Here is a 26,901-nt window from a genome sequence, read left to right as displayed (position 1 = left end):
CGGGCCAGGGTCACCGGATCGTCGGCCGCGGGTTCCCGGAGTTCTGCGAGGGGTCCTGCGGGCCCTGTTCCTTGGACGGGTTCCTCGACACCCGGCTCAGGAAGAGCGCGAAGACCGGCGGATGCTGCTGGAGCATTTCGAGCCGCCCGCCGTCCGCCTCGGCCAGATCGCGGGCGACGGCGAGGCCGATGCCGGTGGAGTTGCGTCCGCTGATGGTCCGCTCGAAGATCCGCGCCCCGAGGTCGGGCGGCACCCCGGGCCCCTCGTCGGTCACCTCGACGACCGTCTGTGTACCGGTGACCCGCGTACGGACCGCGACGGTGCCACCACCGTGCATCAGCGAGTTCTCGATCAGCGCGGCCATCACCTGGGCCACCGCGCCCGGCGTGCCGATGGCCCGCAGCCCGCGCTTGCCCGACCGTACGATCGCGCGCCCCGCGCTGCGGTAGGCCGGGCGCCACTCCTGGAGCTGCTGGGTGACGACCTCGTCCAGATCGAAGGTGACGGCGGAGCTGGTGCGCGGGTCGCGGGAGTTGGTCAGCAGCCGCTCCACGACGTCCGTCAGCCGCTCGACCTGGGTCAGCGCGATGGTCGCCTCCTCCTTCACCGTGTCCAGGTCCTCGGTGAGGGTGATCTCCTCCAGCCGCATGGAGAGCGCGGTCAGCGGCGTACGGAGCTGGTGGGAGGCGTCGGCCGCGAGCCGGCGCTCGGCGGTCAGCATCCGGGTGATCCGCTCGGCCGACGAGTCCAGCACATCGGCGACCCGGTCCAGCTCCGGCACCTGGTACCGCTTGTGCCGGGGGCGCGGATCGCCGGAGCCGAGGCGTTCCGCGGTCTCGGCGAGGTCGGTGAGCGGCGAGGTGAGCTTGTTGGCCTGGCGTACGGCGAGCAGCACCGCCGAGACGATGGCGAGGAGGGCAACCGCGGCGATGATCAGCAGGGTGCGGCCGACCTCGCGGGTCACGGTGGAGCCCGCCTCCTCGACGGTGACCTCCTCACCGTCGGCGCCGGTCGCCCTGGACCGGATGACGCTGCCCTGCGGCTCGGTGCCGAGCCTGATGGTGTCCCGGCCGGGGATCTTGATCACCGCGTAGCGGTGGGCGTCGACCTGGTCGTGCAGGATCGTCTCGGTGACCTGTTCGTCGCTGAGGATCCGGCTCTCGACGATGCTCGCGAGGCGCAGCGCCTCGGAGTCCACGCTCTCCTGGGCGCTGTTGCTGATGGTGCGCGTCTCGACGATGACGAGCGAGACACCGAAGACGGCGATCACGACGAGTACGACGGCGAGCGTGGAGTTGATGAGTCGGCGGCGCATGCGGCAAGTGTCGCAGTCGGCGCCCGCGGGGCCGGGACGGTGCCGCCCCGGCTACGGCCCCCGGCCTCAGCTCTTCTCGAAGCGGAAGCCGACGCCCCGCACGGTGGCGATATAGCGCGGGTTCGCCGCGTCGTCGCCGAGCTTCTTGCGCAGCCAGGAGATGTGCATGTCGAGCGTCTTGGTCGACGACCACCAGGTGGTGTCCCAGACCTCGCGCATCAGCTGGTCCCGGGTGACGACCCGTCCCGCGTCCCTGACCAGAACCCGCAGCAGGTCGAACTCCTTGGCGGTGAGCTGGAGTTCCTCGTCGCCCATCCAGGCGCGGTGCGACTCGACATCGATCCGTACGCCATGGGTGGCGGGCTGCGGGGCGGTGTCGGCGGCGCCGCGCCGCAGCAGGGCCCGCACCCGCGCCAGCAGTTCGGCGAGGCGGAACGGCTTGGTGACGTAGTCGTCGGCGCCGGCGTCCAGGCCGACCACCGTGTCGACCTCGTCGGCGCGGGCGGTGAGCACCAGGACCGGCACCGTGTGCCCGTCCGCGCGCAGCCGCCTGGCCACTTCCAGACCGTCCATGCCGGGCAGGCCCAGATCCAGGACGACCAGGTCGATCCCTCCTTGAAGGCCGGCGTCGAGCGCGGTCGGTCCGTCTTCCCGCACCTCGACCTCGTAACCCTCCCGACGCAGTGCGCGGGCCAGCGGCTCCGAGATGGATGCGTCGTCCTCGGCGAGCAGTACACGGGTCATGAAGGTGATGGTAGACCGCGACAGGTCGTGCTCGTGAGGTGATCGCACAGGGCTGCGGGCGCGGGGGCTCCGGTTTGAGCCAGGCCGGATCCGGACGGTGGACCCTGGGCGGCCGTACGGGTTGTTACCTTCGAATACGGTCGCCGGTTCCGGCATTCACCTGTGATCCATGTCTCAACCCCTTTCAAATGCCGCAGCTGCCTCTTTATGGTGGCGAGACGCCTGTAGCAGTACGTGGACGTCTTTGGCATGCCTTGTTGCGCCAAAGACTCCTTCTTCTGTGCGCGGTTGGCACCCCGGCCGCGTGGACAGTGAATGACCTAGCGGCCGGGCCCCGTGTGCGAGGAAGCACGTGGAGCGTGGATCCCGACACGGTCTCCCCCTTCGGTACGGAACCCATCCGGCTGGCCCCTCTGGCGTGGGGCGGGGAAGGACCGTGCCGGTGCCGGCCACCCCCCACCGGGCGCGTCACCGATCTGCGACGCGTCCCGAAAAGCAAGGAACGACCATGGCGTCAAGCCTGACGAAGGCTCCGGAGACCCCGGAAAAGACCTTCTTCGGACACCCCCGCGGCCTGGCACCGCTCTTCATGACGGAGATGTGGGAGCGTTTCAGCTTCTACGGCATGAGGGCGCTGCTCCCCCTGTACCTGGTGTCCAGCGCCGGCCCGCATCTGAGCGGGGCCACCGCCACGGCGATCTACTCGATCTACCTGGCGATGGTCTATCTGCTCACCATGCCGGGCGGCTGGTTCGGCGACCGTGTCTGGGGTGCCCGCAAGACGGTCACCATCGCGGCCTCGGTCATCATGGTCGGGCACCTCGTCCTGGCGCTGCCCGGCACAGGCTCGTTCTTCGCGGGTCTCGCGCTCGTCGCGTTCGGTTCCGGACTGCTGAAGGCCAACATCTCCACGATGGTCGGGCACCTGTACAAGGGCCCCGACGACCCGCGCCGGGACGGTGGCTTCACCGTCTTCTACATGGGCATCAACATCGGCTCGTTCTTCGCGCCGCTGGTGATCGGCACGGTCGGCGAGAACGTCAACTGGCACCTCGGCTTCGCCCTCGCGGCGGTCGGCATGGGTCTGGGCCTGCTGCAGTTCCTCATCGGCACCCGCCATCTGAACGAGCGCAGCTCGATCGTCCCGAAGCCGCTGTCGGCGCAGGAGCGCAGCTCGGTCCTGACCAAGGGCCTGATCTGCCTGATCATCGCCGCGGTCTTCTACGGCATCGTGGTCTTCAGCGGCGCCTTCACCCAGAACTGGGCGCTCTACCCGATCACCGTGCTCGGGCTGCTCATCCCGATCGGTGTCCTGGTGCGCATGAAGCGCGACCGGGAGCTGTCCGGCCTGGAGCAGAAGAAGATCTCCGGGTACATCTGGTTCTTCGTAGCCGCTGCCGTCTTCTGGATGATCTACGACCAGGGCGGCTCCACGATGTCGCTCTTCGGCGAGAACTCCACGACGAACAGCCTGCTCGGCTTCCACTTCCCGACGTCCTGGTACCAGTCGGTGAACCCGGTCTTCGTCATGGCGCTGGCCCCGGTCGTCGCCTGGATCTGGCTGGCCCTCAACAAGAGGGGCAAGGAGCCGAGCACGGTCGTCAAGTTCGTCTCGGGTCTCTTCCTGATCGGTGTCTCCTTCTTCGTCTTCATGCTGCCGCTGATGTCGACGACGGACGGCTCCAGGGTCAGCCCGATGTGGCTGGTGGCGATCTACTTCGTGCAGACCGTCGGTGAGCTCTGCCTCTCCCCGGTCGGCCTCTCGGTGACGACGAAGATGGCGCCGGCGAAGTACGCCAGCCAGATGATGGGTGTCTGGTTCCTCGCCGTCACGGCGGGCGACTGCGTCACCAGTCTGCTGTCGCTCTCCGGCGTGAACCTCAACAAGTCCGGCATGGTCGGCCTTGAGGCGGCGCTCGCGGTGGTCGCGGCCGTCGCGGTCTGGATGTACCGCGGCAAGGTCAAGGAGCTCATGGGCGACGTCCGCTGACGCGTTCCGCTCGTGCTGTACGCAGGCCCCGCCGCACCGGTCAGTGCGGCGGGGCCTGTTCCGTAGGTGCGGGGGCCTGTTCCGTAGGTGCGGGGCCCTGTTCGTAGGTGCGGGGCCCTGTTCGTAGGTGCGGGGCCCGTCGCCGTGAGGGTGGCGGGCCGTCGGCCCCGTGTCCGGGGTCAGCGGGTGCCGCGCAGCCTCCTCCAAGGGGTGAAGGTGAAGACCGCGCCGCCCAGCAGGATCACCGTGCCGGCCACCAGGCCGAGCGCCCGCAGGCCGCCGTTGTCGCTCGCGCCGGTCTCGGCGAGACCACCGCTGGTGCTGGCGGAGCCGCCCGAACCGCCGGTCGCCGAGCCGCCGGTGGCGCCGCCGGTCGATGTGCCGCCCGACGCACCGCCCGGCTGGGCCGAAGTGTCGAGTTGCAGGGAGACGGCGACATTCGCGGGCGGGGTGCAGGTGGTGGTCGTACCGAGCGCCTTGACCGTCAGTACGCCGGGGCTGAGTGTCGTCTTGCCGTCCGCGCCCGGCTTGTAGGTGCCGGTGAGATCGGGGATCTCGATGGGCGCGCCCGACTTGATGGCCGACTTGTTGGCCGGGCCCGCCACATGGACCGTGCCCTTGTCGGAGCCGCCGAGCTTGACCTCCATGGACGGGACGACCGAACCGGCGGGGATGTCGGCCGGGCTGTCCATGACGGACTTGCTGAACTTCACGGTGAGGCCGTAGTCCCCGCCGCTCTTCTTCGCGTTGATCTGGACCGGCGATGTGGCGTTCTTGTCGCCGATGGGCGTCTTGCAGGCGTACGGGACGGAGACCTGCTTGCCCGTGAAGTCCGTGGCGCCCCCGGTGCCGCCCGAACTGCTGCCGCCCGTGCTGCTCCCACCGGTGGTGGTGCCCCCGGTGGTGCTGCCGGCCGTCGTGCCGCCGGTGGTGGTCCCGCCGGTGGTACCGGCCGTGGTACCGCCGGTCGTGGAGCCCGCGGTGGTGCCACCCGTGGTCGTACCGCCCGTGGTGGTGCCGCCGCTGGTGGTGCCGCCGCCGTCCGTGACCTTGATGGTGGCCGACGACTTCACCGTCTCCTTGGGCGAGCACTTGGTGTCCGTGGAGATCGGCTTGCTGACGTTGATGTTGTACTTGTCGGCCGTCAGCGTGACGTCACCGGCCTTGGTCAGCTTCAGCTTCCCCGTCATGTCGGAGAGGACCATCGGGGCGCCCTTGGCGATGGGCGGATTGGTCCGGGGCCCCTGCATGGCCAGGTCGGCGGTCTGCGCCCCGGCCACCTTGACCGTGCCGGTGGGCTGCACGGTGTTGGCGTCCAGGTCGAGGATGTCCGGGTTCTTGGAGGCGGCCGAGACCGTCTTCCACACGACGTCGACCTCGTCGCCCACCTTCGCTGTGGCGGGCGCCGTGATCGCCACCTCCGTCGTGCCCTCGATGGCCGGCAGGCCGGAGATCGCGGGCGGTATGCACTCGGTCTTGTACGAGACGTCCGCGGCATGGGCGGGGCCCGCGGCCAGCATGATCCCCGCACCGCCGAGCATCAGCGCGAACCCTGCCGCGCTCATCCTCCGTTGTCTGATCACGGGTTTCCCTTCGTCGTGGGGTGCTTCTCGGCCGGGTGGTTCTCAGACAGGTGGTGCTCGGACGGTGCGGTGTCCGGGGTGAACCACGGCAGAGCCGTGGTCGTCGGGGGATGCGGCCCGGCACCGGACGGCGGTGCCGCCCGCTCGGGCCTGCGGAAGGCGGGCATGCGTACGGTGATCCCCGGCAGCAGCGCGTTCCGGTGACGGCCCGCGCCACCCGGCGTACCGCGTGCGGCCCGCGGCCTGACCTTGTCGACGACCGCCATGCCGATACGGAAGACGGCGGCCGGTACGACCACGCACAGCAGCAGCCAGAAGAAGGTGACGCCCCAGGGGCGCCCCACCCCCCAGGGCTGCTCGATCAGCACCTTGCCCGCGTACTTCACCGCGATCTGGTAGTCGCCGTGGGCGCCCGCCGACAGTTCGGCGTCCAGTCTGATCCGCGCCTTCTTGCCGGGCGCGACCGTGCCGTGCCACTGGCGGTCCTCCCACTGCGGGGCGAACACCCCGTGCGAGGTGCCGAGGGAGAAGAGCGGGTCCTTGACGGGCGTCGAGCCGAGATTGCCCACGGTGAAGACGACGGTCCTGCTGGGCGGCGCCCCGAACCAGGTGAGGAGGCCGCTCGACCCTTCGAGCCGGGCGCCGGAGAGTACCGCGAGCCGCCCGCCCGGCGGGGGCTTCGGCAGGGCCGCGACCGGATGGCCCGCGACCTTGAACACGACATCGGCCGCGGCCTGTTCACCGGTCACCGTGGCGATGTGCACCACGCACGGGCATGGTTTGGGCGGCTCGGCGACCGGCAGCTTCTTGGTGAACGCGCCCTTGGAGTCGGTGGTGACGGCCCGGCCCTCGGAGTTGGCGCAGGCGTTGGTGCCGCCGATCACGCCACGGGCCGGGGTGGCCTGACCGCAGATCAGCAGCATCAGCAGCGCGTCGCGGCGCCAGCCGGTGCCCTTGACGGTGATGTCGCCGCCCTTCCCCGCCTGTTGCTGGGAGAGCGTAGCGCCCGGCTTCCCGGCCGCGGCGGCGCCGGGGGCCGGTACCAGGGCCAGAGCGGGCAGCAGCGCCAGGAGGAAGGCCAGGGACGCCCCCCAGCTCCCGAGGGCCCGCAGCCACCGGGCGGGTTCGATCTTCACGTTGCCGCTCCCGCCGTCGCCGGTTCGCTGTCGGTGGTGCTGGTGCTGGTGCTGGTGCTGGTGCTGTCAGTGCCGCTGTCGCTCTCGTACGCTCCCGTGTCCCGGGCACGTCGGCGGCGTACGGTGAACCAGCCGCCCGTACCGGCGAGCACCAGTGCCACCACCCCCGCCACCCGCCACCACGGCACGAACACCGCGGAGGCCGATCCCGTCCCGCGCGCCCCTCCGCCTGCCGTCACCACGAGGTGCACGGAGGCCGAGTCGAGCGCCGGCGGATGCGGCCACTTCTCCGTGAGCCGTACGCGCCGTCCGGGCAGCAGTTCCACCGGGAGCGTGCGCTCCTCGATGGAGTGGCCGCCGCTGAGAAGGCCGTCGGAGCGCAGAGCGAGGTGCGGGGTGAGGGCCGTGTTGCCGCGGTTCACCAGCGTGTAGTGGACCAGCCCCGGGCCCTTGTCGACCCGTACGTCCTCCACCGTCAGGGCCGAGAGCGTCGGCCCGCTCACCCGCAACTGCACCCGCACCCCGGTCTCGTGGCCGCCGGACGCCGCCACGATCGCGGCCGGGTGGTCGCCCGGTCCTGCGGTGGCGGGGACCGTGACGCTGAAGGGGACCCGGGCGCTGGTGCGCGCCGGGACCTTCACCGTGCGCGCCGCCGGGGTGATCCAGGTGTCGTCCGCGGCGCGGAGCGCGGACCCGCCGGATGCCGTGTTGTACGCCTCGGCGCCCCGCAGCCGTACCGTCACCGCCTTCCTGCCCGTATTGGTCAGCGCCAGGGTGTCCTCCAGGACGGTTCCCGGCGCGCCCTCCAGATAGAAGTACGGGCGGCCGTCCGCGCTGGGCCTGGTCCCCTCGCCGGACGCGGGCGCGGCCGTCCAGCCGGGCCCCGCGGCCGACGGCCCAGCGGCGGACGCGGACGCGGGTACGAGCGCGGGCCCGGCCGGACAGAGCAGTACGGCGGCCGTGAGCACGGCGGAACGGATGGTGCGCGTGAGCATGAAAGGGCTCCCTGTTGCTGTGCCGGTCGGTCTCAGACCGCCTCCCTGTGCCCGGCGGGTCTCACGCGGACCGCTGGCTCCGCCGGGTCAGCCACAGCACGCCGGCGGCTCCGCTGAGCAGCACGGTCCCGCCGAGCGTGCCGAGCGCCATCGTGGAGTCGAGCGGCCCGGTCTTCGGCAGGCTGCCGCCCGACGCGCTCTGCGACGTACCGGAACCCCCGCTCGAACTGCCGCCGCTGCTGCCGCCCGTGGAGCCGCCGCCCCCGCTCGTACCGCCACCGCCCGATCCGGCGACCGTCAGCTCCAGGGAGGGCTTCGGGCTGTTGGACGGGGTGCAGGTGGTCGTCGTGCCGAGCGCCTTGATGGTCAGCGTCGACGCGGTGAAGGTGACCTTGCCGCTCTTCTTGGGCGTGTAGGTGCCCGACAGGTCGCTGATCTTGATGGGTGAGTTGGCGGGGATGGCCGCCGAGTTGGTCGCGCCCGAGACCGGGACCGTCCCGCTCTCCGCGCCGCCGAGTTTGATGAGCGCGCTGGGCTTCATGGCGCCCTTGCCCAGTTCGACCGGGCTGGAGGAGACACCCTTCTGGAAGGACATGGTGAGGGTGTAGCCGCTGCCGCTCTTGACGCCCTTGATGTCGATGGGCGAGACGGCTCCCTTGTTCCCGATCGGCGTCTTGCACTGGTAGTTGACGTCCACCACGTCGGCCTGAGCTGCTGGTGCGGTCATCAGCACCACCGAGCCCGCGACGGCCGCCGCCAGCGCAAACGCTGTCCGCTTCTGGTACGACACCTCGAAACCCCTTATGCCGGATGCCGCCGCTGGGTAACTGACGACACATCAGATTGGGCGCTCAAGGTACGCCCGAGCCCTTGCCGAGGGAAGACAAAGAGCGCACCGGATCGGCGCGTTCACGGGAGATGCCCGAAGTGCAGCGCACCGGGGTTCAGCGCCCCGGACCGGTCGGAACCTTTCCGGAGCGCGCTTCGTCCTGCCCTGTGGCTGATCAACACGAGCGGCCCGTACGGAACGAACAGCACGAGGCGCCCGGACGCCGTGACACCGGAGGAGAAGAGAGCAGTTGCGGAACGGCGAAGGAGACAGCAGCGAACCCCAGGCGGCCGAGGACCCGCCGACCGGCGACGAACCCTGGTGGGCGGGGACCGGCGGGCCGGGAGGCGTACTCCTCATCGCGGCCGGCGTCGCGCTGCTGCTGTGGTTGCTGCTGTCCGGCAAGTCGGCCGACGACGACTGGGCCCTCTACTACGGAGCGGGCAAGGTCATGGCCATCGGATGCGTGGCCGCCGGGTCGGCCCTTCTGGCCCGTCGCCGCCGGGGAGACGGCTGAGGGCGGCCCGGCGGGCCGTGTCGCGGGCACGGAACCAGGGGTGACGGTGGCTGCCCAGCGCGTCAGCCACTGCCCGGCAGCCGCTGACGCCCCCTGTCAGCCATACGAGCCATATGAGCCGTCAGGGGGCTGAGCGGTCGGCTCAGGCCGGTGCGGCCAGCTCGGCCCAGACCATCTTGCCGGGACTGCCCGGTGTGCGGACCACGCCCCAGTCGAGGCAGAGCCGCTCCACGATGAACATGCCGTGCCCGCCGGGCCGGCCCGCCCGGTGCGGGCTGCGCGGTGCGGGCTGGCCCGCGCCGCGGTCGTCGACCTCAAGACGGAGCACTTTCTGCCCGTACGAGACACGGAGTTCCTCGGGGCCCTCGGCGTGCAGGCACGCGTTGGTCACCAGCTCGGACACGACCAGCAGGACGTCCTCAGCCGCGGCACGGCGGTCGGCGCTCTCGGCGGGCAGCCAGGCCCAGTCGTAGAGCGCCTGGCGCGTGAAATCACGCGCCAGAGGGACAATGCCGCTCGCGCTCAGCAGGGAGAGCGTGCGGCTACGGCCTTCGGCGGACACGGTAAAGGCTGGTCCGGCGCCGTCGCGCTCGGGGCCGAGGTCCCCCGGCGGCTGCTGCCGGGTGGTGCTCATCAGCGCTTCACCTCACCGATTCACCAGTTCAAAAAAGTCAGCGGTACAGAGATTGCGGAGGGACTCCTGCCCTGCTTAATGGTGACAACACTCATTTCTTTCTACAGAGTGTGCGGATCAGTCGCGCAGCGCATCTTCAAGAGAATCGTGCACGGTGAAGACCGCCTCGGCACCTGTGATCTCGAACACCCTGGCCACCACAGGGAGCATTCCGGCCAGATGAACCCCTTCCCCGGCGGACTCCGCCTTGAGGCGGGCCCCCAGGAGCACGTTCAGCCCCGTCGAGTCACAGAATTCCAGCTGGGAGCAGTCGATGACCAGCCGTGACCGGCCCTGCTCCAGCGCTTTGTCCAGCGGCTCGCTCAGCAAACCGGCCGTGTGGTGATCCAGCTCACCGGCCGGAGTCACGACCTCGCTCCGGCCCTCGGACCTGACTTCGACCCGAAGCCGGCCCTGGTTCGCGCTGCCGACCGTCCCGCGGTCCATGTCCGTCCCTCTTCGCCGTGTTGGAGATGTCGCTGACGTGCGACGAAGACTACGCCTTCCGCACGCCGACCGGTAGCGGAACAACCCCAACGAACTAGTGCAATACGGACATTTGACACTTGCGCTTGTGCATCCGGAGCCGATAGGGGTAGTAGCGACCACATTCGAACATGGCCGGCTTCGGAGGCGCCGCTACACCGCAGCACACAGGCATCGGCAGCCATATGCCGAGAACCATGGAGGACACCATGTCACCCCAGCTCGACGAAACCCACAGCGGTACGTCGACTGCACGTCCTACCCCGTCCGACCCGATCGAGTCCGGCATCGAGGATTTTCCTGAGATTCCGCCGTACACCGAAGTGGGTCCGCTGGACGCCAGGGCACTGTCGAAGACGCTCTTCTCGCGGCTGGAGTCCCTCCAGGAGGGAACGCACGAGTACGCGTACGTGCGCAACACGCTCGTCGAGCTCAACCTGGCCCTGGTCAAGTTCGCCGCCTCCCGGTTCCGCTCCCGCAGCGAACCGATGGAGGACATCATCCAGGTCGGCACGATCGGCCTGATCAAGGCGATAGACCGCTTCGAGCTCAGCCGCGGCGTGGAATTCCCCACCTTCGCGATGCCGACGATCATCGGCGAGATCAAGCGCTTCTTCCGTGACACGTCCTGGTCGGTGCGGGTGCCGCGCCGTCTCCAGGAGCTGCGTCTCGACCTCGCCAAGGCCGGTGACGAGCTCGCTCAGCAGCTCGACCGCTCCCCGACCGTGGCAGAGCTCGCCGAGCGTCTCGGCCTGAGCAAGGAAGAGGTCGTCGAGGGGATGGCGGCGAGCAACGCGTACACCGCGAGCTCGCTCGACGCCCAGCCCGAGGAGGACGAGTCCGAGGGCGCGCTGGCCGACCGGATCGGCTACGAGGACCACGACCTCGAAGGCGTCGAGTACATCGAGTCGCTCAAGCCGCTGATAGCCGGGCTTCCCGCACGCGACCGGCAGATCCTCTCGCTGCGCTTCGTCGCCAACATGACGCAGTCGGAGATCGGCGAAGAGCTGGGCATCTCGCAGATGCATGTGTCGCGGCTGCTGTCGCGCACCCTGGTGAAGCTGCGCAAGGGGCTGACCCTGGAGCAGTGAGGCACGTCCCGAGGAGCGTCCGTCCGGTCCGCCGGCCGGGCAGCGCCTCGACGGAAGAGCCGGTCCCGCTCGTCGGGACCGGCTCTTCCGCGTGTGCGGCTGTTCAGGGGCCCGTCAGACCACCCGGGCTCCGCGCTGCCACACCGCCGAGACCAGCGGGACGCCGGGCCGGTAGGCGAGGTGGACATGGGACGGGGCGTCCAGCAGCGTCAGGTCGGCCCTGGCACCCGGCACCAGACGGCCGATGTCCGTACGGCGCAGGGCCCGCGCGCCGCCCGCGGTGGCCGACCAGAGCGCCTCGTCCGGGCTCATCCCCATGTCGCGCACCGCCAGGGCGATGCAGAACGGCATGGAGGATGTGAACGACGAGCCCGGGTTGCAGTCCGTGGAGAGCGCGACCGTCGCTCCGGCGTCGAGCAGCCTGCGGGCGTCCGGCCAGTCGGCGCGGGTGGAGAACTCGGCGCCCGGCAGCAGCGTGGCGACCGTGTCGCCGTCCGCCAGGGCCCTGACGTCCTCGTCGGTGAGATGGGTGCAGTGGTCGGCCGATGCGGCGTCCAGCTCGACCGCGAGCTGCACCCCGGGGCCGTGGCCGAGCTGGTTGGCGTGGACGCGCGGATGCAGGCCCCTGGCCCGCCCCGCCGTGAGGATCGCGCGCGCCTGGTCGCCGTCGAAGGCGCCCTTCTCGCAGAACACGTCGACCCAGCGGGCGTGCGGCGCGCAGGCGTCGAGCATCTCGCCGGTGACCAGGGCGACATAGCCGTCCGGGTCGTCGGCGAACTCGGGCGCGACGATATGGGCGCCCAGGTAGGTGACCTCGTCGGTGTGGCGGGCCGCGATCCGCAGGGCCCGTGCCTCGTCCTGGACGGTCAGGCCGTAGCCGGACTTCGTCTCCAGTGTGGTGGTGCCCTGGCGGAGCGCCTCCTGGAGGTAGGACGCGACGTTCGCCGAGAGCTGTTCGTCGGTGGCCGTACGGGTGGCGGCGACCGTGGTGCGGATCCCGCCCGCCGAGTAACTGCGTCCCGACATACGCGCGTTGAACTCGGCCGTCCGGTCACCGGCGAAGACCAGGTGCGAGTGCGAGTCGACGAACCCCGGGATCACCGCCCGGCCGCCCGCGTCGACCGCGTTGTCAGTGGCGGGTGCTTTGCTTGATTCACCGACCCAGGCAATGCGGTCGCCGTCGATGACGAGCGCCGCGTCCTGGATCAGACCGAGCGGGGATCCGTCCCCGAGGGAGGGGTCGTTGGTGACCAGACTGCCGATGTGGATGAGGGCGGTGGCGGGCTTCGTCGTCGCGGGGGTCGCCGTCGCTGGGTTCGTCATCGCGGTGTGCTTCTCCGGATTCGGGTGGGGGATCAGGGGCGCAGCGCCGCGATCGACTCGGCCAGCGCGTCCGGGACATCCGGGACGAGCGCGTGGACTCCGTCGCGTACGACATGGCGGCCTGCCACGACCGTGTGGCGTACGTCGGCGGCGGAGCCGGCGAATACGGCGGTCTCCGCTCCGAGCCGCGGTACCGGGCCCGCGGTTCTGACCGTGTCGAGGGCGACCGTCGTGAGGTCGGCGAGCGCGCCGGTCTCGATGACGCCTCCCTCGGGCCAGCCGAGCGCGTTGTATCCGCCGCCGGTGGCGGCGCGGAGCAGCGCCGCCGCGGTCCAGTGGCCGCGGGTGCGGGTGCGCAGCCGCTCGTCGAGCTCCATGGCGCGCGCCTCTTCGAGGATGTCGATCACGGCGTGGCTGTCGCTGCCCAGGGAGAGCGGGCTGCCCGCCTGCTGCAGCCGGACGGCCGGGCCGATTCCGTCGGCGAGGTCGCGTTCGGTGGTGGGGCACATACAGGTGCCGGTCTCCGATTCACCGAGCAGCCTGATGTCCTCGTCGGTGAGATGGGTGTTGTGGACGCCGGTGGTCCGGGGTCCGAGCACTCCGTGGTCGGCGAGCAGCCGGGTGGGGGTGCAGCCGTGTGCCTCCAGGCAGGACTCGTTCTCGGCGGTCTGCTCGGAGAGGTGGACATGCAGCGGGGCGTTCCGGCTCCCGGCCCAGGCGGCCACGGTGGCGAGCTGACCGGCCGGGACCGCGCGTACGGAGTGGACGGCCGCGCCGATCCGGGCGTGGTCGCGGTCCTTCAGGAGGGAGACCCGCTCGGCCCAGCTCTGTGCCGAGCCGTCGGAGAAGCGCCGCTGGTGCTTCTCGGGCTCTGCGCTGCGGTACTTGTCGATCATCCCGGACGCCAGGTAGGCGGTGTCGAGGAGGGTGATGCGGATACCGGCGTCGGCGGCGGCCGCGATCAGCGCCTCCCCCATCGCGTTGGGGTCGTCGTAGGGGGTGCCGCCCGGGGCGTGGTGCACATAGTGGAACTCACCGACCACGGTGATCCCGGCCATCGCCATCTCGGCGTACACCGCGCGGGCGAGCGCGTGGTAGGAGTCCGGGGTCAGCCGGGCGGCCACGCCGTACATCACGTCGCGCCAGGTCCAGAAGGTGCCGGAGCCGACCTGAGCGGCGGACCGCAGGGCGCGGTGGAAGGCGTGGCTGTGGGCATTGGCCAGGCCGGGGATGGTCAGTCCGCGCAGCGCCGTCGCACCGGGCGGCGGTGTCGGCACCTCCTTGCGGACGGCTGTGATCCGGCCCTGGTCGGTCTCCAGGACGACGCCCGGCTCGACATGGGTGTCGAGCCAGGCGTGCTCCAGCCAGTACGTCACCTGCACGCCAGGCCCTCCAGTACATCGGCGAGTGCGGTCACCCCGGCCAGGCAGTCGTCCTCGCCGGCGTTCTCCGCCGGGGAGTGCGAGACACCCGTGGGGTTGCGTACGAACAGCATGGCGGTCGGGACGGACGCGGAGAGGATCCCGGCGTCGTGTCCCGCGCCCGTTCCGAGAACGGGCACATCGGTGCCGCCACCGCCGAGGATCTTGGAGAGCTCGTCGCGCAGGGCGTGCTCGAACTCGACGACGGGGGTGAAGGACTCCCGGGTGACCCGGACGTCCACGCCGTCCCGCTCGCCGCGTTCCTTTGCCGCCTGCTCGATACCGGCGATGACGGTGTCCAGCGTCGGCTGGTCGGCGGCGCGCGAGTCGAGCCAGCCGCGCACCAGGGAGGGGATGGCGTTGACACCGTTCGGCTCGACGGAGACCTTGCCGAAGGTGGCCACGGCGCCCGCGAGTTCGGCCTGGCGGCGGGCGGCGATGACCGTCTCGGCGTACGTCAGCATCGGGTCGCGCCGGTCCACGAGACGGGTGGTCCCGGCGTGGTTGGCCTCGCCGTGGAAGTCGTACCGCCAGCGGCCGTGCGGCCAGATCGCCGAGGCGATACCGACCGGGTCGCCGCTGAGGTCGAGGGCGCGCCCCTGCTCCACATGGAGCTCGACGAAGGCACCGATCCTGGCGAGCCGCTGGGGGTCGGCGCCGATGGCAGCGGGGTCGTATCCGGCCCGCTCCATGGCGTCGGGCAGCGAGATGCCCTCGCCGTCGCGGAGCTGGTGGGCCTGGTCGACGGTGAGCTGTCCCGCGGTGAGCCGGGAGCCGACACAGGCGAGCCCGAAGCGGGCGCCCTCCTCGTCACCGAAGTTGCTGATGGCCAGCGGCCGGGTGAACTCAGCACCCCGGCGGCGGAGTTCATCGAGCGCGGCGAAGGAGGAGACCACCCCGAGCGGTCCGTCGAAGGCACCGCCGTCCGGTACGGAGTCCAGATGCGAGCCGGTGACGACGGCGTCGGTACCCAGCGGGTCGCCGAGCCAGGCCCACTGGTTGCCGTTGCGGTCGAGTTCGTAGGTGAGACCGCGGGTCTCGGCCTGGTCCTTGAACCAGGCGCGGGAGTCGGCGTCGGCGGCGGTCCAGGCGTACCTGCGGTACCCGCCGGAGGCGGAGCTGCGGCCGACCGGCAGCAGCTCGGCCCACATCTCGTGGAACGAGGAGGTCACTGACGGCCGCCCTCGCTGTCGGCGCTGCCGGCACCATGGGCGCTGCCGGTGCCGTCGGCGCTCTCGGCTCCACCGGTGTCGCCCTCGCGCATGGGCACCCGGACGCCGCGCTCGTCGGCCACCCGCTCGGCGATGTCGTATCCGGCGTCGACATGGCGGATGACGCCCATGCCCGGGTCGTTGGTGAGCACCCGGCGGATCTTCTCGCCCGCGAGCGGGGTGCCGTCGGCCACCGAGACCTGTCCGGCGTGGATGGAGCGGCCCATGCCGACCCCGCCGCCGTGGTGGATGGAGACCCAGGAGGCGCCGGACGCGACGTTGACCATGGCGTTGAGCAGCGGCCAGTCGGCGATGGCGTCGGAGCCGTCGAGCATGGCCTCGGTCTCGCGGTACGGAGAGGCGACCGAGCCGCAGTCGAGGTGGTCGCGGCCGATGGCCAGCGGGGCGGCGAGGGTACCGTCGGCGACCATGTCGTTGAAGAGGGCGCCGGCCTTGTCGCGTTCGCCCTGGCCGAGCCAGCAGATACGGGCGGGCAGGCCCTGGAAGTGGACCCGCTCACCGGCCATCTTGATCCAGCGGTGCAGCGACTCGTTCTCCGGGAAGAGCTTCAGGAGCGCCTTGTCCGTCTTGTGGATGTCCGATGCCTCACCGGAGAGCGCGGCCCAGCGGAACGGGCCCTTGCCCTCGCAGAAGAGCGGCCGGATGTAGGCGGGCACGAAGCCGGGGAAGTCGAACGCCCTGCTGTAACCGGCCAGCTGGGCCTCGCCGCGGATGGAGTTGCCGTAGTCGAAGACCTCGGCCCCTGCGTCCATGAAGCCGACCATCGCCTCGACGTGCCGGGCCATCGACTCACGGGCGCGCTGGGTGAAGTCGGCGGGCTTCTCGGCGGCGTAGGCGGCCATGTCGTCGAAGTCGACGCCGACCGGCAGGTAGGCGAGCGGGTCGTGCGCGGAGGTCTGGTCCGTCACGATGTCGATCGGCGCGCCTTCGGCGAGCATCCGGGGCAGCAGCTCGGCGGCGTTGCCGAGGAGGCCGATGGAGAGCGGCTTACGGGCGTCGCGCGCCTCGACGGCGAGCTGGAGGGCGTGCTCCAGGGAGTTCGCCCGGACGTCCAGGTAGCGGTGCTCGATACGGCGGTCGATGGCGCGCGGGTCGACGTCGATACAGATCGCGACGCCGTCGTTCATCGTCACGGCGAGCGGCTGGGCGCCGCCCATGCCGCCGAGCCCCGCGGTGAGCGTGATGGTCCCGGCGAGCGTGCCGTTGAAACGCTTGGCGGCGACGGCCGCGAAGGTCTCGTAGGTGCCCTGGAGGATGCCCTGGGTGCCGATGTAGATCCAGGAACCGGCCGTCATCTGGCCGTACATGGTGAGACCGAGGGCTTCGAGCCGCCGGAACTCCTCCCAGTTGGCCCAGTCGCCCACCAGGTTGGAGTTGGCGATCAGCACCCGGGGCGCCCACTCGTGCGTCTGCATCACGCCGACCGGGCGGCCGGACTGGACGAGCATCGTCTCGTCCTGCTTGAGCGTCCGCAGGGTGCGCACCATGGCGTCGAAGGAGCGCCAGTCACGGGCAGCCTTGCCGGTGCCGCCGTAGACGACGAGCTTGTCGGGGTGCTCGGCGACCTCCGGGTCCAGGTTGTTCTGGAGCATGCGGAGGGCGGCCTCCTGCTGCCATCCCAGGGCACTCAGCTCCGTACCGCGCGGTGCCCGTACCGGCCGGGGTCCTGACATGGTCTGCCTCCTCGTTCTCACACTGTTGCACGAACTATTCACATCTTGACCAGGTGAATAGAGCTAGTCAATACGTCCGGGGCACCCCGGACCCGTACCGGCGGATGATTGGCCGGATCACGTGGTGCGCGAAAGGCTTGCGCATCGGGGTCTTGGGCGGGTTCCGGAACGGTCTGAACACATTCCGTAACAACCCCGCCGGCCCCGTGAAGTACGTGAAGTACGTGAAGTACGTGAAGTACGTGAAGTACGTGAAGTACGCGGCGGTGCGGGCGCCGCCCTGTGGGCGGCCCGCGACGAGGTCGCGCCGCCGGGAGGCGGACCCTAATCCCGTCGCGCATGTTCCGCTGGAAAATGCCAGAACTCCCCTCAGGAGGCTGAGCGTTGCGTAACTTGGCCGTCACTGCCGCACGGCCGCCCCCGCGGTCACGCGCACCACGCTGGGAGGGGAGTTCCGCGTGCCCGGAATCGACGAGTGTCTGCTGGAAGCCATGCGGCTGCCCGGCTCCCTCGGTGCCGCCGTGGTCGACTGGACCAGCGGGCTCGCTCTCGGCACCATCGGCGAGTCACCGAACAAGGACCACGAGACGACCGCGGCCGAGACCGCGGAGCTGGCCCGGATGGCCGCCGAGCACCCGGCGTTCGCCCCCGCCCCGGCCGCTGCGGGCACGACCGGAGGCACCGCGGGCACGGCGACGGGTACCGCGGGCACGACTGAGGACACTTCGGGCATGACCGGAGGCACCGTGGGCCCCGGCGCACCGTCCGGCGCCGAAGTCCCCACATCCTTCCCCCGAGAGGGACTTCCCGTAGAGGACGTCATCGTCACCAACCGCACCGGTTACCACATCCTGCGCTTCGTCGAGACGACCTTCGACAGCAGTGTCTTCCTGCACCTCTGGCTCGACCGCGACGAGGGCAATCTGGCACTCGCCCGATTACGGCTGCGGGATCTGGCCGGGCGACTGGTGCTGTGATGACCACCGCGACAGGCCCCAGACCCCCGGGCGTCTCGCCCATGCTCGTGCGCCTCGCGGGGGAACGCGCCACCGGCGCCCTGCTGCGTGACCGCGGCACGCTCTATCTGGTCGACGGCCAGGTGGTGCACGCGGAGAGCCCGGCCGCCCCCGGGATAGACGTCCTGCTGACCGCGTCGGGGCGGTTGCGTCCCGAGGGCTGGCGGCAGGCCCTGGACCGGGCCGGGGCGCACGGCCGGGTGGGCCGGTTCCTGGTCGAGAGCGGCCAGGTCACCGACGGCGAGCTGGAGATCTGCCACATCGGCGCCCTGCACGACGCGGCGTACTTCGCACTCGCCCCCAGCAGCGGCCCCTCCCGCTTCCGCTACGGCGTGGCCCACTGGATCGGCACCGTGCACCCGGTCCCGGCCGAAGCGGTGGAGCGGGAGGCCGCCCGCCGCCGGGAACTGCTCGACCGGCTCTGGCCGTACCCGGACATCGACACCGCCCCGGTGGTACGGGCCCGGAACCACCCCGGCAGCCCGGTCGTCCCGGTCACCCCGCGCCAGCGGGCCGTGCTCGCCCTGGTGGACGGGGTCCGCACACCGCCCGGTATCGCCCGGGAGCTGGGCCGTCCGGCCTTCCACACCCTCATCGACATCCGCAGACTCGCGGCCGCCGGCGCCGTGGAGACCCCGCACGCCCCCGTACCGCAGCCGTCCCCGGTCCCCGCCCGGTACGCCGACGCGGTCGCGGAAGTGTCGCAGGACCCGGATGTCGCCCTGCTCCGCCGGCTGCGAGACGCATTGGAGGCCACGCTGTGATCCGCGCTCTGCGGCAGCGCGCCGAGAGGAGACAACTGATGTCCGCGGAGGCCGAAGTGCTGGACGAACTAAGGCGGTTGAGAGTCCGGGTGCCCCTGATCAGCGGGGCGCTCGCGGCCAGCGCCGACGGCCTGGTGCTCGCGCAGGACACCACGTCCGCCGAGGCCGAGTCGGTCGCCGCGCTCACCGCGGCGGCCCTCGGGGTCGCACAGCGGCTGACCGAGACGACCGGGCAGGGCGCCTTCCGTGAGCTGCTGGTCCGTGGCGAGCACGGCTATGTGGCGACGTACGCGGCAGGCCCGTCCGCCGTGCTCACGCTGCTCGCCCAGCCTCGTATCAACGTGGGCCGACTGCATCTGGAGGCCCGCAGGTCGAGCACCCGGATCGGCGAGCTGGTCAACGGCGCCCTCGACCGGCCGGACAGCCCACGGCCGGACAGCCCACGAGCGGACAGCCCGTGACCGGCGGCCCCGCCCGGGGAGCCGACTCCCGGGCCCGCCGCCCCCGTACCCGCCCCCGCGCCTCCCCGGAAACCACCGGCCGGGACACCCACGGCTCAGACACCCACGGCTCAGACACGCACGACTCAGACACCCACGACTCAGACACCCACGGCTCAGACGCTCACAAGAAGAGAGGAAGTACGCCTCCCATGGCGAACACCGAAACCGCACTCAAGGACGCGATGGACTCGATCGAGGGCACCATCGGGGTGGCGCTCGTCGACTACACCAGCGGAATGGCCCTCGGCACGCTCGGCGGCCGCAAGGACCTCGATCTCGCCGTGGCCGCGGCCGGGAACACGGACGTGGTGCGTGCCAAGGTGCGGACGATGGAGCACCTCGGCCTCAAGGACGAGATCGAGGACATCCTGATCACGCTGGGCGGGCAGTACCACCTGATCCGGCTGCTCAAGGGCCGCGGGAACAACGGCCTCTTCCTCTATCTGGCGCTGGACAAGTCCCGTTCGAACCTCGCGATGGCCCGCCACCAGCTGAAGAACATCGAGGCCGGCCTGGAGGTGTGACCGGCCGTGCCCGGCCCCGTCAGCGACGCCGTGCCCCGCCGGGTGCGGCGTCGCCCGCGAGGACACCCGTCGAGCTGTAGCCCCTGACCGGTTTCCCGGCGGGGCCCCGCGCGATCCAGTCGGTACGGACCCAGAGGAGCAGATCGTCCGCGCGTTCGCGGCGGCCGAGCCGTACCGCCCTGAGCCAGAGTCCGGCCCCCGCTCCGGCGAGGACCAGCCCGCCCGCGGCCGGCAGCGCGAACGACGAGCCGAGCGCCGCGACGAAGGCGGCCAGCAGCCACCAGCGGTGGGCGCGCCGCCAGTTCCGTACCGTCACCCGCCGGTCCTGGAGGAAGTCGGACCGGCCCGCCCGCACGGGCGACTTCGCCAGATGGACGAATCTGCGCCTGCGGACCAGGGCGACCACCGCGCAGGTGATCAGCGCGAGCGCGGCCCCGGCGAGCACTCCGATCCTGCGCCCGGTCAGTCCTGGCGGCAGCATCCCGGCGGCAGCGGCCACCAGCCCCAGCCACCCCATCGGGGCGGCCCCGGCCCGTACCAGCACCGCGACCCTCGCCACGGTCCGCGGCCGGCTCTTCCCCGGACGGTCCGGCCGCCGTTCCCGGCCCCGCCCCTTTGTCTGCGTCTGCGTCTGCGCACTGCCGCGCCCCACGTCGCGTACTCCCTCGCTCGTCTGCTCCGGACCGGGCGGAGATTAGCGACGGTTTCTGAGTACGCCGTGAGAAGCCACCGGGGCCGCACAGGCCACGGAGACAGCTGCTCCGTCACTCCGTGAACAGCCCGGCTACTCCATGAACAGCCCCCGCGCCGCCGCCCGCGCGTCGAACTCCTCCAGCCGGGACTGGGCATCCGGCAGGTCGTCGCACATCGCCTCCAGGAGGACCCGCCCCAGCAGCATCGGCCCGCACACCGTGTCGAAGGCCAGCCCGGTGCCGACCGCCGCCGGGATCAGGATGTCGCTGTGCCGGGCGACCGGCGCGAAGGCCGAGTCGGCGACCGTCACCACGGTCAGCCCGGCCGACTGGGCGTACGCGAGCGCCTCGACCACCTCACGCGGGTGGCGGGGCAGCGCAAAGCAGAGCAGCACCGTGGCCCCCGCCCGTACCGAGGCGTCGATACGGTCGGCCAGCATCGTGCCGCCCTCGTCCAGCAGCCGTACGTCCTGGTGGACCTTGGCCGCGAAGTACGCGAAGCCCCTGGCCTGCGAGGAGGCCGCGCGCAGCCCGAGTACCGGCAGGGAAGGGGACTGGGCGAGCAGCCGGCCCGCGCGCTCCACCAGGGAGGGATCGGCCAGTATCTCGGCGAGCTGGCGCAGATTCTCCATCTCGGCGTGGACGGCCTGCTGGTACTCGTTGAGGCTGTCGTCGTCCGCCTCGCGGCCGGCCGGGGCGACCTCCCGCAGATGGCGGCGCAGCGCCGGGTAGCCGTCGAAGCCGAGCGCCACCGCGAACCGGGTGACGGACGGCTGGCTGACCCCGGCCAGTTCGGCCAGTTCGACCGAGGAGAGGAAGGGCGCCTCGGCTGCCTGCCGCACCATGCAGTGCGCGATGCGCCGCTGGGTCGGTGTCAGCCGGTGCCCTTCGAAGAGCTGTTGCAGCCGTGCGGCCGGGCTGTCGCTCATGCCGTCGTCCCCCTCAAGTTCCGCATCCACATCAGAGTTCATTGAACCGCCCGCCCCTGGCAGCCGTCCGCCGGGGAGCGTGGTCCGCCCCCGGTGGGCCGTCCGCCCGGGAGAGGTACCGGCCGCGGAAGGCCCGTCCGCCTCAGAGGTCATGGAACCGGTCGAGCAGCGCGGCGGCCGTCTCCACGTCGTCGGTGAGCGGCCGGTCCGCGACGTCCGGGTCGAGCGTGGCGTCCGCCAGGGCGAAGGCGCGGCCAACCGGAAGATCGGGGTCGATACGCAGCTCCCGCTGACGCAACGCCCTTACCGAGGCGACCAGTTCGCAGCCCACGACATAGCGGTACGCCCGTCCGGCCCGCAGCGCCTGACGGGCCGCCAGCGAGGCGAAGCTGGCCTGCTCCTCGACACCGCGGGAGAGGACGGCATGCCCGAGCGAGGCCGGTGCGGAGAGCGCGCTCAGCTCACCGAGGGCCGCCCCGGCCGCGTACTCCAGGATCATCACGCCCGACGAGGCCGCCTCGCCGTCCGCGAGGAAGGGCCTGAGCCGGGTGAAGCCGGGCTCGTTCAGCGCGGAGAGCCGCGAGGTGGAGAGCCGCGCGGTCTGGGTGAGGGCAAGCCTGAAATGGTCGAGCGCCAGGGCCAGTTGGGCCATGTAGAAGCCGCCGTGGTGGTAGGCGGCCATGTCCGACGCACGGATCAGCGGGTTCTCGGCAGCCGCGTTGATCTCCACGGCGATGGTGCGCTCCAGCAGGTCGGCCGCGTCCTGCGCGGGTCCGTGGATCTGCGGGACACAGCGGAAGCCGTACGGGTCCTGGATGCGGCCGAGCGGCGGGGTGGGCCGTTCGGGTGCGCCGAGGAGGCGGCGGCTGCGGGCGGCGACGGCGTACGAACCGGGGTGCGGGCGGGCCGCGTGCACCGGCTCCGCGTACGCCTCGAACGAGCCGTCCACGGCGAGCAGCGAGAGCGCCGCCACCACCTGGGTGGCGTCGACCAGGGCGCGCAGCTCGTCGAGTGCGAGCGCGGCCTGGCCGAGGGTGAGGGCGTTGCTGCTGATCAGGGCGAGGGCGTCGTTGTTGTCGAGGCTCAGCGCCGCGGGCGCCCGGCCGCCCTGCCAGGGGTGTTCACCGGCCAGCGCGAGGCCCATCTGGGCGAGGGCCGCGATGTCGCCGGTCCCGACCGAGCCGAAGGCGTTGACGACGGGGTGGGCGCCGGACTCCAGGGCTTCGCAGAGCGCGGTGACGACGGTGGGCCGCAGCCCGGCCCCTCCGGCGAGCAACTGGTTGGCCCGCACCGCCAGCATGGCCCTGACCTCGTGGCCCGGCAGCGGGTCGCCTATCGCCCCGGCGTGCGAGCGCAGCAGCCGCAGTCCGTGGTCGGCGGCGGCCTCGGACGGCACCGACTCGTTACGGTTGGCGCCGACACCGGTGGAGCGTCCGTACACGCGGCCGGACGCGGCGAGCTCACGGGCCGCGTCCCAGGACTGTTCGGCGCGCTTCATCGCTTCGTTTCCGGGTACGGGCTTGGCCGTACCGCGGGCGAGCCGGACCACATCGGCGACCGGAAGGGACTCACCGTCGAGGACCACGATGCCGGTCTGGGTCTCCACCGTGCGGTACGACATCATGCGCGAACGCCTCCTTTTTCCGACATTCGGTCTTGCCTGATGGACCGGCGTCACCGGTGTTCTATCGCAGCCCATTGACAAATTATTCAGACACCGAGAACTCTGCATGACCATATGCAGTCGGGCAAGGGATGACCGATGATCAAATTCGACGCCGTGCACAAACGTTTCCCGAACGGCACCACAGCGGTCCACGACCTCAGCCTGGACATGCCGGAAGGACAGATCACGGTCCTCGTCGGGTCGTCCGGGTGCGGCAAGACCACCACGCTCCGCATGATCAACCGCATGGTCGACCCGTCGTCGGGCACGATCCGCCTGGCGGGCAGGGACATCCTCGAAGCGGACGCCGCCGAGCTGCGGCGCGGTATCGGTTACGTCATCCAGCAGTCCGGGCTCTTCCCGCACCGGACGGTCCTGGACAACGTGGCCACCGTCCCGCTGCTGCTCGGCTGGGGCCGCAGAAAGGCGCGGGCCCGCGCGGCGGAGCTGCTGGAGACGGTCGGGCTGAACGCCGACACCGGCAAGCGCTACCCGCACCAGCTCTCCGGCGGCCAGCAGCAGCGCGTCGGGGTGGCCCGCGCGCTCGCGGCGGACCCGCCGGTGCTGCTGATGGACGAGCCGTTCGGCGCCGTGGACCCGGTGGTCCGCACCCAGCTCCAGGACGAGCTGCTGCGGCTGCAGAAGGATCTGAACAAGACCATCGTCTTCGTCACCCACGACATAGACGAGGCCGTCCGGCTCGGCGACCGCATCGCGGTCTTCCGTACCGGCGGCCATCTCGTCCAGTGTGCCGAGCCCGCCGAACTGCTCGCCCGGCCCGCCGACGACTTCGTCGCGGACTTCCTGGGCGCCGAGCGCGGGCTGAAGCTGCTGTCGCTCTCCACGCTCGGCGGGATACCCCAGGCCACCGCCCCGGCCGTCCGCGCCGACGAGCGGATATCCGACGCGCTGCGGACGGGCCGCTGGCAGCTGGTGACATCGGCCGACGGCAAGCCGCTGGGCTGGCTCGACACGGACAACGCCCCGGCGGCCGGGACCGCGGGCGACGCCCCGCTGCTCCCCGTCCGGGCGCTGCGCGACAGCGACTCGCTGCTCTCCGCGCTCAACGAGTCCGTCGCCTCCCCGGCCGGCCTGGTGGCCCGGGTCGACGCCGCCGGCACCCTGACCGGCGTCACCTCCCGTGACGCCATCCACGACCGCGCGGGCGAGGCCCATCTGACCGCGGGAGCCACCGGCGCCCTCACAGCGTCGGGCACCACCGCGAACCCGGGAGCCACCACGGACTCCGGAACCACCACGGCCCCGGCCACCACCGCGGACTCCGGCATCCCCGCGGACTCCGGCACCCCCGCAGCCCCGGGGGCCGCCACGGACTCCGCTACCTCTGCGGACGGCACCCCCGCAGACGGCGCCCCCACGGACTCCGGTACCGCCGCATGACCGTCGACTGGGGCTGGTTCCCCGATCACACGGGCGAGATGGCGCACCTCACCGCCGACCATCTCTCCACCGCGGTGCCCGCCGTCCTCATCGGCCTGCTGATCGCGCTCCCGCTGGCGGTCCTGGCCCACCGGGTGCGGGCGCTGCGCGGCTTCGTACTCGGCCTCTCCAACATCCTCTACACCATCCCCTCGCTGGCCTTCTTCGTCCTGCTGCTGCCGATCACCGGGCTCACCCGGACGACGGCGATCACCGGACTGACCGCGTACACGCTGGTGGTGCTCGTACGGAACACCGTCGAGGGACTGGACGCGGTGCCCGCCCGGGTGCGCGAGGCGTCCACCGCCATGGGCACCCGGCCGCTGCGCACCCTGCTCACCGTGGAACTGCCGCTGGCGCTCCCGGTGATCATGGCGGGGATCCGGGTCTCCACGGTGATGTCGATCTCGCTGGTGAGCGTCGCCAGCTACATCGGATACGGCGGCCTCGGCCAGCTCTTCACCGACGGCTTCCAGCGCAACTACCCCACCCCGGTCGTCGCCGGGGTGGTCCTGACCCTGCTGCTCGCCCTGGTGGCGGACGCGGTGCTCGTCACCGTCCAGTGGCTCTGCACGCCCTGGGCCAGGCAGCGCCATTCCATGAAGAGGGGCGCCTGACCCATGCTGGAACTCCTCAAGAACCTCGCGTCCTGGCTGACCAGCTCCGCCCAGTGGTCCGGCTCGGAAGGCATCGCGCACCGGCTGGTCGAGCATCTGCAGTACTCGCTGCTCGCCACCCTCGTCGCCGCCGTCATCGCGCTCCCCGTCGGGCTGCTGATCGGCCACACCGGACGCGGTGCGTTCATCGCGGTCAACCTGGCGTCCTTCGGCCGTGCGCTGCCCACCGTCGGCCTGGTGACCCTGGTCTTCCTGGCGGGCGGGCTCTCGATCTGGCCGGTGTACGTCTCGCTAGTCGCCCTCGCCGTACCGGTGATCATCACCAATACGTACGCGGGCATGGCCGCCGTCGACCCGGAGGTCAAGGACGCGGCGAAGGGCGTGGGGCTCCGCGGCCACCAGGTCCTCTGGCAGGTCGAACTCCCGCTCGCGCTGCCCCTGATCATGACCGGCATCCGGCTGGCGACCGTCCAGGTCGTGGCCACCGCCACCATCGCCGCCTATGTCAGCTTCGGCGGACTCGGCCGGTACGTATTCGACGGGCTCGCCCAGCGCGATCTGGTGCAGGTGCTCGGCGGCGCGGTGCTCGTCGCCGTCCTCGCCGTCCTCGCCGACCTCGCCCTGGGCGGGGTGCAGCGGCTGCTGCTGCGCGGCCGACCCGACACCGCCCGCTGACTTCTGGAGACCCGAGATGAACCGACGTACCGCACTCACCGCCCTGCTGGCCGGCGCATCCGCACCCGCGCTCGCCGCCTGCTCGTCCGGCATCACGTCCCTCAACGGGGGCGGATCCGGCGGCGACTCGGGGAGCAGCTCGGGCGGGCTGGTCATCGGCACCGCCAACTTCACCGAGAACCAGATACTCGGCTATCTGTACGCGGGGGCCCTCAAGGCCGCGGGCATCAAGGCCACGGTCAAACCCAACCTGGGCTCCCGCGAGATCATCGTCCCCGCGCTGAAGGGGGGCGACATCGATCTGCTCCCGGAGTACCAGGGCAGTCTGCTGCTCTATCTGAACAAGAAGGCCACCGAGACGGAGGCGGGCGCGATGCAGAACGCGCTGGCCGCCGTGCTGCCCGCGAGCCTGGAGGTGCTGCCGTACGCGGCGGCCGAGGACCGCGACAGCTTCGCGGTGACGCGTGAGACGGCCGACAAGTACGGTCTCAAGACCCTCGCCGACCTCAGAAAGGCCAACGGGAAGCTGGTGTTCGGCGCCGCGGCCGAGATGAAGAAGCGGGTCGTGGGGGTGGTCGGCCTCAAGGACCAGTACGGCGTGGAGTTCAAGGAGTTCAAGGCGCTGGACTCGTCGGGGCCGCTGGTCAAGGGCGCGCTCAAGAAGGGCGATGTGGACGTCGCCAATGTCTTCACGACGGACGTGGACGTCGCGGCGAACAAGTGGGTCGTCCTGGAGGACCCGAAGCATCTGGTGCCCGCCCAGCACGTCGTCCCGCTGATCGCCGCCCGCAAGGCGGACGGCAAGGTCCGCAAGGCGCTGGCCCTGCTGGGCAACGCGCTGACGACGGAGGAGCTGACGCAGCTGAACCGCCTGGTCGACAAGGACAAGAAGGACCCCGACAGGGTCGCGGACGCGTGGCTGAAGCAGCACAAGGTGACGGCGTAACGGAGCCACCCTCCCGGGGCGCCGCCCCGGGCCCCGGCCTCTCAATCCCCGGTCCTCAATCGCCGGACGGGCTTGGATCCGTCCGGCGATTGAGAAGCCATGTCACGCTGGTCGAGCCGCA

Annotated in this window: 26 protein-coding genes; 11 read left to right on the top strand and 15 right to left on the bottom strand. The window is 71.1% G+C overall.

The features are described from left to right. Positions 1-10 precede the first annotated feature (10 nt). Both ACWGKJ_RS23765 and ACWGKJ_RS23760 read right to left on the bottom strand, forming a co-directional pair. Entirely contained in the window at positions 11-1,315 is a 1,305-nt protein-coding gene (locus tag ACWGKJ_RS23765; RefSeq protein ID WP_385027954.1) for an ATP-binding protein, read from the bottom strand. 66 nt (positions 1,316-1,381) lie between these two features. After that, positions 1,382-2,059 carry a response regulator transcription factor gene (locus ACWGKJ_RS23760; RefSeq protein WP_328317821.1) on the bottom strand — a complete coding sequence of 226 codons (678 nt, stop codon included), beginning with the start codon at positions 2,057-2,059 and terminating at the stop codon, positions 1,382-1,384. Positions 2,060-2,567: 508 nt separating this feature from the next. Here ACWGKJ_RS23760 and ACWGKJ_RS23755 point away from each other — a divergent pair. Beyond that, positions 2,568-4,049 (top strand): peptide MFS transporter, encoded by a 1,482-nt coding sequence (locus ACWGKJ_RS23755; protein ID WP_385027951.1) that lies wholly within the window; start codon positions 2,568-2,570, stop codon positions 4,047-4,049. Positions 4,050-4,228: 179 nt separating this feature from the next. On the opposite strand, the gene ACWGKJ_RS23750 is transcribed toward ACWGKJ_RS23755, so the two are convergent. The 4 genes from ACWGKJ_RS23750 to ACWGKJ_RS23735 all read right to left on the bottom strand — a co-directional run bounded on the left by ACWGKJ_RS23750 (position 4,229) and on the right by ACWGKJ_RS23735 (position 8,553). Continuing rightward, complete coding sequence (locus tag ACWGKJ_RS23750) at positions 4,229-5,614, bottom strand: hypothetical protein (protein WP_385027948.1); 1,386 nt, start codon at positions 5,612-5,614, stop codon at positions 4,229-4,231. 14 nt (positions 5,615-5,628) lie between these two features. After that, positions 5,629-6,768, bottom strand: coding sequence for a hypothetical protein (locus ACWGKJ_RS23745; protein ID WP_385027945.1), 1,140 nt, complete (start codon positions 6,766-6,768; stop codon positions 5,629-5,631). Further along, positions 6,765-7,763 carry a COG1470 family protein gene (locus ACWGKJ_RS23740; RefSeq protein WP_385027943.1) on the bottom strand — a complete coding sequence of 333 codons (999 nt, stop codon included), beginning with the start codon at positions 7,761-7,763 and terminating at the stop codon, positions 6,765-6,767. Before ACWGKJ_RS23740 ends, ACWGKJ_RS23745 begins: the two co-directional genes overlap by 4 nt. Before the next feature lie 61 nt (positions 7,764-7,824). After that, positions 7,825-8,553, bottom strand: coding sequence for an LPXTG cell wall anchor domain-containing protein (locus tag ACWGKJ_RS23735; RefSeq protein ID WP_385027940.1), 729 nt, complete (start codon positions 8,551-8,553; stop codon positions 7,825-7,827). 289 nt (positions 8,554-8,842) lie between these two features. On the opposite strand from ACWGKJ_RS23735, the gene ACWGKJ_RS23730 reads away from it, so the two are divergent. After that, positions 8,843-9,109: a hypothetical protein gene (locus ACWGKJ_RS23730; protein ID WP_385027938.1), complete on the top strand. Its 267-nt coding sequence runs from the start codon at positions 8,843-8,845 to the stop codon at positions 9,107-9,109. 142 nt (positions 9,110-9,251) lie between these two features. Here the strand turns inward: ACWGKJ_RS23730 and ACWGKJ_RS23725 are convergent, their stop codons facing one another. Next, a complete protein-coding gene (locus ACWGKJ_RS23725; protein WP_385027935.1) occupies positions 9,252-9,743 on the bottom strand; it encodes an ATP-binding protein in 492 nt (163 codons plus the stop codon). 117 nt (positions 9,744-9,860) lie between these two features. Then, positions 9,861-10,229: an STAS domain-containing protein gene (locus tag ACWGKJ_RS23720; RefSeq protein WP_385027932.1), complete on the bottom strand. Its 369-nt coding sequence runs from the start codon at positions 10,227-10,229 to the stop codon at positions 9,861-9,863. Between the two features lie 236 nt (positions 10,230-10,465). Here ACWGKJ_RS23720 and ACWGKJ_RS23715 point away from each other — a divergent pair, with 236 nt between their 5' ends. After that, positions 10,466-11,359, top strand: a complete 894-nt coding sequence (locus tag ACWGKJ_RS23715) for an RNA polymerase sigma factor SigF (protein WP_385027929.1) — start codon at positions 10,466-10,468, stop codon at positions 11,357-11,359. A gap of 114 nt (positions 11,360-11,473) precedes the next feature. On the opposite strand, the gene hutI is transcribed toward ACWGKJ_RS23715, so the two are convergent. From hutI to hutU, 4 genes are read right to left on the bottom strand one after another with little or no spacing between them, the layout of a single operon-like run. Next, on the bottom strand, positions 11,474-12,682 hold the full coding sequence (gene hutI / locus ACWGKJ_RS23710; protein ID WP_385027926.1) for an imidazolonepropionase: 1,209 nt from the start codon (positions 12,680-12,682) through the stop codon (positions 11,474-11,476). A 32-nt stretch (positions 12,683-12,714) separates the two neighbouring features. Continuing rightward, a complete protein-coding gene (locus ACWGKJ_RS23705; RefSeq protein WP_385027923.1) occupies positions 12,715-14,064 on the bottom strand; it encodes a formimidoylglutamate deiminase in 1,350 nt (449 codons plus the stop codon). After that, positions 14,055-15,254, bottom strand: a complete 1,200-nt coding sequence (locus ACWGKJ_RS23700; protein WP_385027981.1) for an allantoate amidohydrolase — start codon at positions 15,252-15,254, stop codon at positions 14,055-14,057. The genes ACWGKJ_RS23705 and ACWGKJ_RS23700 overlap by 10 nt, the downstream gene beginning before the upstream one ends. 17 nt (positions 15,255-15,271) lie before the next feature. Then, a complete protein-coding gene (hutU, locus tag ACWGKJ_RS23695) occupies positions 15,272-17,008 on the bottom strand; it encodes a urocanate hydratase (RefSeq protein ID WP_385027921.1) in 1,737 nt (578 codons plus the stop codon). 458 nt (positions 17,009-17,466) lie between these two features. Here hutU and ACWGKJ_RS23690 point away from each other — a divergent pair, with 458 nt between their 5' ends. The 4 genes from ACWGKJ_RS23690 (at position 17,467) to ACWGKJ_RS23675 (ending at position 19,815) form a co-directional block, all read left to right on the top strand. Next, positions 17,467-17,985 (top strand): hypothetical protein, encoded by a 519-nt coding sequence (locus ACWGKJ_RS23690; protein ID WP_385027919.1) that lies wholly within the window; start codon positions 17,467-17,469, stop codon positions 17,983-17,985. Next, on the top strand, positions 17,985-18,788 hold the full coding sequence (locus ACWGKJ_RS23685; protein ID WP_385027916.1) for a transcriptional regulator: 804 nt from the start codon (positions 17,985-17,987) through the stop codon (positions 18,786-18,788). The genes ACWGKJ_RS23690 and ACWGKJ_RS23685 overlap by 1 nt, the downstream gene beginning before the upstream one ends. A 38-nt stretch (positions 18,789-18,826) precedes the next feature. Beyond that, positions 18,827-19,249 (top strand): roadblock/LC7 domain-containing protein, encoded by a 423-nt coding sequence (locus tag ACWGKJ_RS23680; RefSeq protein ID WP_385027913.1) that lies wholly within the window; start codon positions 18,827-18,829, stop codon positions 19,247-19,249. Between the two features lie 191 nt (positions 19,250-19,440). Beyond that, positions 19,441-19,815 carry a hypothetical protein gene (locus ACWGKJ_RS23675; protein ID WP_385027910.1) on the top strand — a complete coding sequence of 125 codons (375 nt, stop codon included), beginning with the start codon at positions 19,441-19,443 and terminating at the stop codon, positions 19,813-19,815. A gap of 19 nt (positions 19,816-19,834) precedes the next feature. Here the strand turns inward: ACWGKJ_RS23675 and ACWGKJ_RS23670 are convergent, their stop codons facing one another. From ACWGKJ_RS23670 to ACWGKJ_RS23660, 3 genes are all read right to left on the bottom strand, one after another. After that, positions 19,835-20,332 carry a hypothetical protein gene (locus ACWGKJ_RS23670; RefSeq protein WP_385027978.1) on the bottom strand — a complete coding sequence of 166 codons (498 nt, stop codon included), beginning with the start codon at positions 20,330-20,332 and terminating at the stop codon, positions 19,835-19,837. Between the two features lie 267 nt (positions 20,333-20,599). Next, a complete protein-coding gene (locus tag ACWGKJ_RS23665; RefSeq protein ID WP_385027975.1) occupies positions 20,600-21,436 on the bottom strand; it encodes a MurR/RpiR family transcriptional regulator in 837 nt (278 codons plus the stop codon). Positions 21,437-21,578: 142 nt separating this feature from the next. Next, positions 21,579-23,057, bottom strand: a complete 1,479-nt coding sequence (locus tag ACWGKJ_RS23660; RefSeq protein WP_385027972.1) for an aromatic amino acid ammonia-lyase — start codon at positions 23,055-23,057, stop codon at positions 21,579-21,581. A gap of 141 nt (positions 23,058-23,198) precedes the next feature. Here ACWGKJ_RS23660 and ACWGKJ_RS23655 point away from each other — a divergent pair, with 141 nt between their 5' ends. From ACWGKJ_RS23655 to ACWGKJ_RS23640, 4 genes are read left to right on the top strand one after another with little or no spacing between them, the layout of a single operon-like run. Then, the gene (locus ACWGKJ_RS23655) at positions 23,199-24,503 is read left to right on the top strand and encodes an ABC transporter ATP-binding protein (RefSeq protein WP_385027907.1); all 1,305 of its coding nucleotides are present in this window, start codon (positions 23,199-23,201) and stop codon (positions 24,501-24,503) included. Then, a complete protein-coding gene (locus ACWGKJ_RS23650) occupies positions 24,500-25,159 on the top strand; it encodes an ABC transporter permease (RefSeq protein ID WP_385027904.1) in 660 nt (219 codons plus the stop codon). The genes ACWGKJ_RS23655 and ACWGKJ_RS23650 overlap by 4 nt, the downstream gene beginning before the upstream one ends. A gap of 3 nt (positions 25,160-25,162) precedes the next feature. After that, the gene (locus ACWGKJ_RS23645) at positions 25,163-25,834 is read left to right on the top strand and encodes an ABC transporter permease (RefSeq protein ID WP_385027901.1); all 672 of its coding nucleotides are present in this window, start codon (positions 25,163-25,165) and stop codon (positions 25,832-25,834) included. Between the two features lie 16 nt (positions 25,835-25,850). Next, entirely contained in the window at positions 25,851-26,780 is a 930-nt protein-coding gene (locus ACWGKJ_RS23640; RefSeq protein WP_385027898.1) for an ABC transporter substrate-binding protein, read from the top strand. Positions 26,781-26,901: the final 121 nt, after the last annotated feature.

The organism is Streptomyces sp. NPDC054757 (assembly GCF_053612185.1).
Note: the sequence above shows the minus strand (reverse complement) of the source record. Positions and strands in the feature narration are given on the sequence as shown.